At 68.6% G+C, this 6,748-nt stretch carries 7 protein-coding genes and 1 pseudogene; all 8 read left to right on the top strand.

Annotated elements, in window-relative coordinates:
• Window positions 1–336: 336 nt before the first annotated feature.
• On the top strand, window positions 337–1,476 hold the full coding sequence (locus tag VN378_RS07310) for an isobutyryl-CoA dehydrogenase (protein WP_325742401.1): 1,140 nt from the start codon (window positions 337–339) through the stop codon (window positions 1,474–1,476).
• The gene (locus VN378_RS07305) at window positions 1,473–1,976 is read left to right on the top strand and encodes a hypothetical protein (RefSeq protein ID WP_325742400.1); all 504 of its coding nucleotides are present in this window, start codon (window positions 1,473–1,475) and stop codon (window positions 1,974–1,976) included. The genes VN378_RS07310 and VN378_RS07305 overlap by 4 nt, the downstream gene beginning before the upstream one ends.
• A 45-nt stretch (window positions 1,977–2,021) precedes the next feature.
• Window positions 2,022–2,732 carry a hypothetical protein gene (locus VN378_RS07300; RefSeq protein WP_325742398.1) on the top strand — a complete coding sequence of 237 codons (711 nt, stop codon included), beginning with the start codon at window positions 2,022–2,024 and terminating at the stop codon, window positions 2,730–2,732.
• 38 nt (window positions 2,733–2,770) lie between these two features.
• The gene (locus VN378_RS07295; protein ID WP_325742396.1) at window positions 2,771–3,820 is read left to right on the top strand and encodes an enoyl-CoA hydratase/isomerase family protein; all 1,050 of its coding nucleotides are present in this window, start codon (window positions 2,771–2,773) and stop codon (window positions 3,818–3,820) included.
• 74 nt (window positions 3,821–3,894) lie between these two features.
• Window positions 3,895–4,668 (top strand): hypothetical protein, encoded by a 774-nt coding sequence (locus VN378_RS07290; RefSeq protein ID WP_325742395.1) that lies wholly within the window; start codon window positions 3,895–3,897, stop codon window positions 4,666–4,668.
• A 65-nt stretch (window positions 4,669–4,733) separates the two neighbouring features.
• Entirely contained in the window at window positions 4,734–5,495 is a 762-nt protein-coding gene (locus tag VN378_RS07285) for a methyltransferase (protein ID WP_325742393.1), read from the top strand.
• Complete coding sequence (gene mmsB / locus VN378_RS07280; RefSeq protein WP_325742403.1) at window positions 5,404–6,480, top strand: 3-hydroxyisobutyrate dehydrogenase; 1,077 nt, start codon at window positions 5,404–5,406, stop codon at window positions 6,478–6,480. The genes VN378_RS07285 and mmsB overlap by 92 nt, the downstream gene beginning before the upstream one ends.
• A gap of 126 nt (window positions 6,481–6,606) precedes the next feature.
• Window positions 6,607–6,748 (top strand): annotated as a pseudogene (locus VN378_RS07275) (5-aminolevulinate synthase); the annotation flags it as partial.

Raw genomic sequence — 6,748 nt, 5'->3', positions numbered from 1 at the left:
GTCATGCGGGGGGTCATAGGCGGCTTGAGCCGCGGGGAAAACAGGCGCGAAGCGTTTGACCGATCCGGATCAGTCTGTTCCCCGGCGAAAAACACCGTCCGAAGAGTCCGAAGCGTCCGAAGAGTCCGCTTCGTGCGCCGGGAAAAACACCGTCCGATGAGTCCACTCCGTCCACTGAGTCCACTTCTCCTTGCGTCAATCGGGTTTCGGTCGCGAGCAATCTGGCACGGACCTACGTCAGAAATGGACGTGGGGTTGAGGGTGACGCCGCGCGAGGGGTTGGATAGAAGCACGCCGAGCGGCCCGGCAGAGGCCGCCGACGCGACGGGAGCTTTCATGGACTTCGCCCTCAACGACGACCAGCGCGCCATCCAGGATGCCGCCCGGCAGTTCGCGGAGGCGGAGCTGGCCCCGCACAGCGCCGAATGGGACGAGACCAAGCATTTCCCGGTCGATGTCATGCGTCAGGCCGCGGAGATGGGCTTCTGCGGCATCTACACCGGCGAGGAGCATGGCGGCATGGCCCTGGGCCGGGTCGAGGCGGCCCTGATTTTTGAAGAGCTGTCGCGGGGCGACGTGTCGACGGCGGCCTTCATCTCGATCCACAACATGGCGACGTGGATGATCGACAAATTCGGCTCGGACGATCTGCGCGCCCGCTATGTGCCCTCGCTGGTGTCGATGGAGCGGATCGCCAGCTACTGCCTGACCGAGCCCGGGTCCGGCTCCGACGCGGCCGGTCTGCGCACCACGGCGCGGCTGGACGGCGACCACTGGGTGCTGAACGGCTCCAAGGCCTTCATCTCGGGAGCGGGAACGTCGGACGTCTATGTCGTCATGGCCCGCACCGGGCAGGACGGGCCGAAGGGCATTTCGACCTTCGTGGTCGAGAAGGACGCGCCGGGTCTGAGCTTCGGAGCCCAGGAGAGGAAGATGGGCTGGAACAGCCAGCCCACGGCCATCGTCGCCTTCGACGACTGCCGCATCCCGGCGGCCAATCTGCTGGGCAAGGAGGGCGACGGCTTCCGCTACGCCATGATGGGTCTGGACGGCGGGCGGCTGAACATCGCCGCCTGTTCGCTGGGCGGGGCGCGGCTGGCCCTTGAGGCGGCGCAGGCCTATGTCACGACGCGAAAACAGTTCAGCAAGCCCTTGTCAGACTTCCAGAATGTCCAGTTCAAGCTGGCCGACATGGCGACCCAGCTGGAGGCGGCGCGCCTGCTGGTCCTGCGCGGGGCCTGGGCCATGGACACGCGGCATCCCGAGGCGACCAAATGGTGCGCCATGGCCAAGCGGTTCGCCACCGACGCCTGTTTCCAGATCGCCGACGAAGCGCTTCAGCTGCACGGCGGCTACGGCTATCTGAAGGACTATCCGCTGGAGCGGATCGTGCGCGACCTGCGGGTCCACCGCATTCTCGAGGGCACCAACGAGATCATGCGGGTGATCACGGCGCGGGAGATGCTGCGGCAGTGACCGCACGCCTGGTTCCCTGGTCGTGGATCGGCCTGCTTGCGGCTATTCCCGTCGCTGGGGCGGTTTTCTTGCCTCTCATGTGGCTCACCGATCAGTTTCGCTACGGTCTTGACGCCGACATGGTCCATCTGTGGGCGACGCGCACTCCAGTCTGGTTCGTCCGCGGCATCTTCGAGATAGGCGTGTTCGGGACGCCTTTCCTGATTTTGGCATACTGGGTGGTGCGGCTTCGGGGCCTCGGTCGAGGGTGGTTTTTCGCCATCGCGTCGATCGTTCCCGCTGCTCCGGTTCTTGGGTTAGGCCTGTATTTTGCACTCGAAGAGATTCTCCAACCTACGCGAGGAGTGACACCGTACGAGGCCAGTAGTCTGACCTATCTCCCGAACTACCTGGCGCCTGTCTCGATCACGGCGGCCATGTGGGCGGCGGCCTTCATCTATCTTCGGATCGCCATTGCACTCTCCGGGCCCGGGCCAGGCCAAATCCTCTCTCAAAGGTGACGCCTACCTGCGGTCGTGCGAAGCTCGGCCGCGGGAGGATCGATCATGAAACTTTTCGCCATAGTCGCCTTGCTGGTCGCCGCTTCCGCCTTGCCCGCGGCGGCCCAGGACCAGGTCGACGAGATCATCGTCACCGGCTCGCGCGCCATCGAGTGGGACCCGGACGACGTGCCGGTGATCCAGCTGGAGCGGCGGGCCGACAATCTGGTCGTGGCCGTGCGGGTGGTGAATGATACGCGCGACGCCCCCGGCCGGCGCAACGAGATCACCCAGACCCTGCGCGCCATGGCGCGGGCCGCCGCGGGCCGCGCCGACATCGATCTTTCGATCGAGGACGACGGGACGCTGGTTCCCCTGACCGAGGACATGGTCTCGACCCTGACGCTGGGGATGGATCCCGGACGCAGCGACACCAGCGTGGCCAGTCTGGTGGTGAAGACGCCGATCCGGGCCGGCGACACCCTTGACGCCGCATCGGAACGGATCGAGGCGTTCGTCGAGGGAATCGATCCCGTCGGCCGGTCGCTGGCGGATGTCAGCGGCGACTGGCAGCTGACGGTGATCAATCCGGCCCAGTACCGCGCGCCCATCCTGGCGGCCATCTCGGCGGACGCGCGCGCGACCTCGGCGACCTTCGGCGAGGGATATGCGGTCGAGGTGGAGGGGCTGTCGAACCGCGTCACGTGGCGCCAGTCCGGGCCGCTCGATCTGGCCCTGTTCGTTCCCTACAAGATGACGGTGACGCCCCGCCGTTGAGGCTGGACCGTTCGACCGGGTCGCCCTACAGCCGCCGCATGAGCGATTCCGAAGTCCTGACCCGCGTCGAATCCGGCGTCGGCCGCATCACCCTGAACCGGCCCAAGGCGCTGCACGCGCTGAACCGGGGCATGTGCGAGGCGATGACGGCGGCGCTGCTGGCGTGGCGCGGAGACGCCGCCGTGCAGTCGGTCCTGATCGACCACTCGGGCGAGCGCGGCTTCTGCGCCGGGGGCGACATCCGCATGATCGCCGAGAGCGGGGCGGGCGATGCGTCGGGGGCGAAGGCCTTCTTCCTGAGCGAATACCGGCTGAACCATCTGCTGTTCGAGTATCCGAAGCCGGTCACGGCGATCGTCGACGGCATCGTCATGGGCGGCGGGGTCGGCATCTCCGAGCCCGCCGACGTGCGCGTCGCCACCGAGCGGACGACCTACGCCATGCCCGAGACCGGCATCGGCCTGTTCCCCGACGTGGGCGGCGGCTGGTTCCTGCCGCGGCTGCCGGGCCAGACCGGGGTCTGGCTGGCCCTGACCGGGGCCCGGCTGAAGGCGGCGGATACGGTGGCCCTGGGCATCCATACGCATTTCGTGCCGTCGGACCGGCTCGAGTCGCTGAAGGCCGCGCTGCTGGCCCATGCGGCCGAGCCCAGGACCGTCGCCGACGCCATGGCCTCCGACCCGGGACCGGCGCCGACAACGGCGCATCGCGAGGCTATCGACCGACTGTTCGCCTTCGACACGGTCGAGGAGATCTTCGCAGCGCTCGAGACCGACGGGTCGGACTGGGCCCTGACGCAGTTGGCGATCCTGAAGTCCAAGTCGCCGCAGTCGATGAAGGTCACCCTGCGCCAGTTGCGCCTCGGGGCGACGCTGGCGACCTTTGCCGAGAACATGGCCATGGAATACCGGCTCGGCGGCCGGGTGGTGCGCAGCCACGACTTCCAGGAGGGCGTGCGCGCCGTCATCGTCGACAAGGACAATACGCCGGCCTGGTCGCCAGCCGCCCTGGCGGGGGTGACCGACGCGGCCCTGGACGCCCTGTTCGCGCCCCTGCCGGCGGGCGAGGAATGGACGCCGCTGCCCTGATGCCGGGGCCTGAGGTCTTGCATCCCGTCCGGTCGCGAGCGTAGCTGGCGGCCGCAATCAGGGAGAGGGCCGTCATGATCAGGACTTTGGCATTGGCGCTGGCCGCGGCGGCGGCGCTCGGCGGCTGCGCGATGACCAGCGACGGGATGGTCGTCCCGGGGAGCGAGGCGCGGCCCGATCTGGCGGCCGGCCATGCGGCGGCGGTGGCCGATTCCCGCCGCCTGCCGGCCGAGGTCGCGCGCGACCCGCTGCGCAAGCCCGCCGAAATGCTGGCCCTGATGCGGCTGGCGCCGGGGCAGGCGATCGCCGACATCCGTCCCGAAGAGGGATACTTCACCCGGCTGTTCGCACCGGCGGTGGGCCCGGGGGGGCACGTCTACGCCTTCGTGCCCAACCAGACGGCGCAGCGCGAGAACGGCTTCGCCGACACCCTGGCCTCGACCTATCCGAACGTCAGTCGCGTGACCGGGGCGCTGGAGACCATGACCTTCGACCGGCCGCTGGACGTGGTCTTCATGGGCGAGGAGTATCACGACTTCGCCATCCCCCGGTTCAACGTCGACGTGGCGCGGATGAACGCGGCGGTGTTCGCGGCGCTGAAGCCGGGCGGTCTCTATGTCATCCTCGACCACCAGGCGGCCGCCGGGGCCGGGATCGGCGTGGCGGGAACCCTGCACCGGATCGAGGCGGCGGAGCTGCGGCGGCAGGTCGAGGCGGCGGGGTTCGTCTTCGACGGCGAAAGCGACGCGGTCCGCGTTCCGGGCGACGACCATTCCCTGAGCGTGTTCGACGAAAGCATCCGCGGCCGGACCGACCGGTTCGTCTACCGCTTTCGCAAACCGGGCTGACGGCGGGCCCCGCAAGGTCTAGCTTCTTCCTCCGGCGCCGTCAGAGCGCGTCAGGAGGATTTGCCATGCGTCGTTCCCTGTTCATGGCCGCTGCGGCGGCGATCGCCCTGTCATCCGCCGGCTGGACGGCCGGCGCGGCGACCCCTTCCGATCCCGGCAGCTATGCGGCGGCGCTGGCCGACCCCGGCCGTCCGGCTGCGGACCGGGCGCGGGACGAGGCCCGGCACGCCGCCGAAACCCTGGACTTCGCCAGGGTCCAGCCCGGTCAGAAGGTCGCCGACATGATCATCGGCGGCGGCTATTTCACCCGCCTGTTCTCGGCCGCCGTGGGAGCCGAAGGCCATGTCACCGCCTGGCAGCCGGCCGAGTTCATCGCCTTCCAGGCCAGCTATGGTGAAAGCCTGACCACCGTCGACGCCCTGGCCAATGTGGAGGGCGTCCGGTGGTCGCTGGGCGCGCCCGCGTTTCCATCCGACCTCGACCTGGTGTTCACGGCCCAGAACTATCACGACCTGCACCTGAACGTCGCCCCGGCGGAGACGGCCGCGAACATCAACGCCGCCGTGTTCCGCGCGCTGAAGCCGGGCGGTCTCTATGTCGTCGTCGATCACCATGCGGTCGCCGGCGCGCCCCTGACCGCCTCCGACACGGTGCACCGCATCGACATCGACGCCGTCAAACGGGAAGTCCTGGCCGCCGGCTTCGTGCTGGACGGCGAGAGCGACATCCTGGCCAATCCGGCGGACCCCCGCACCGCCAGCGTCTTCGATCCGTCGATCCGCGGGCGGACCAGCCAGTTCATGCTCCGGTTCCGCAAGCCGGGTTGAACGAAAAACCGGCCGGCGCCGCTGGCGACGGGGCGGGGGACGGGCTAACGCTCCCGAAAACCATTCGGGAGACGACGCCATGACCCTCAGGATAGCCTTCATCGGTCTGGGCAATATGGGCGGAGGCATGGCGGCCAACCAGGCGAAAGCCGGCCACGCCGTGGCGGCCTTCGACCTGTCGCAGGCCGCGCTGGATCGCGCCGCCGCCGCCGGCTGCACGCCCGTCGGATCCGTCGCCGAGGCCGTCAGGGACGCCGACGTCGTCATCACCATGCTGCCCGCGGGCCCGCATGTGCTGAAGGTCTATTCGGAGCAGGTCATCGGCGCCGCGCCGGCTCCGGCCCTGCTGCTGGACTGTTCGACCATCGACGTGGACACGGCCCGCAAGGTCGCCGGTCTGGCGAAGGCGGCGGGCTACGCCTTCGCCGACGCGCCGGTGTCCGGCGGCACGATGGCGGCCGAGGCGGGCACGCTCGCCTTCATGGTCGGCTGCGACGAGCCGGACTTCGCCCGCATCGAGGCGGCGCTGGAGCCGATGAGCCGCGCGACCTTCCGCGCCGGCGACCACGGGGCAGGGCAGGCGGCCAAGATCTGCAACAACATGATCCTCGGCATCACCATGCTGGGCACCTGCGAGGCCATCGGCCTGGCCGAGAAGCTGGGCCTCGATCCGGTGAAGATGTTCGACATCGTGGCCAAGTCCTCGGGCCAGAGCTGGAGCACGACGACCTATTATCCCTGGCCGGGCCCGGTGCCGACCGCGCCGTCGAACCGCAACTACGAGGGCGGATTCGCGGCGGCCATGATGCTGAAGGATCTCAAGCTGGCCCAGGACGCCGCCGCCAAATCCGGGGCCTCGACGCCGCTCGGGGCCCAGACTGAAGCCCTGTTCCAGATGTTCAACGGCCTCGGCTACGGCGGCCGCGACTTCTCGGCCATCCTGCAGATGCTGCGCGGCAAGCTGGACGAATTGCCGAAGGACTAAGGGTCGGGTTCTTGAGAATCGTTATCAATTAAGGGTTTGCGGCGATTTGTCCGGTCCGTTTCATGGACAAATCGGCCCGATCGGCGCATCACGCGGCAAGTTTTCGCCGCCAGCAGAGCTGTTCGCTTGTACGACTACAAGGCCGCCTTCCAGACTGCCGTGGAGCAGGTCAAGAGCGAGGGGCGCTACCGCGTCTTCGCCGATCTGAAGCGCGTGCGCGGCCAGTTCCCCAAGGCCGTCCGCCGCCGTGAGGACGGGTCCGAACAGG

The sequence above is a fragment of the Brevundimonas sp. genome (assembly GCF_035561115.1).
Classification (GTDB): Bacteria; Pseudomonadota; Alphaproteobacteria; order Caulobacterales; family Caulobacteraceae; genus Brevundimonas.
The sequence above is the reverse complement of the archived record's forward strand: the minus strand, read 5'-3'. Positions and strand labels throughout refer to the sequence as shown.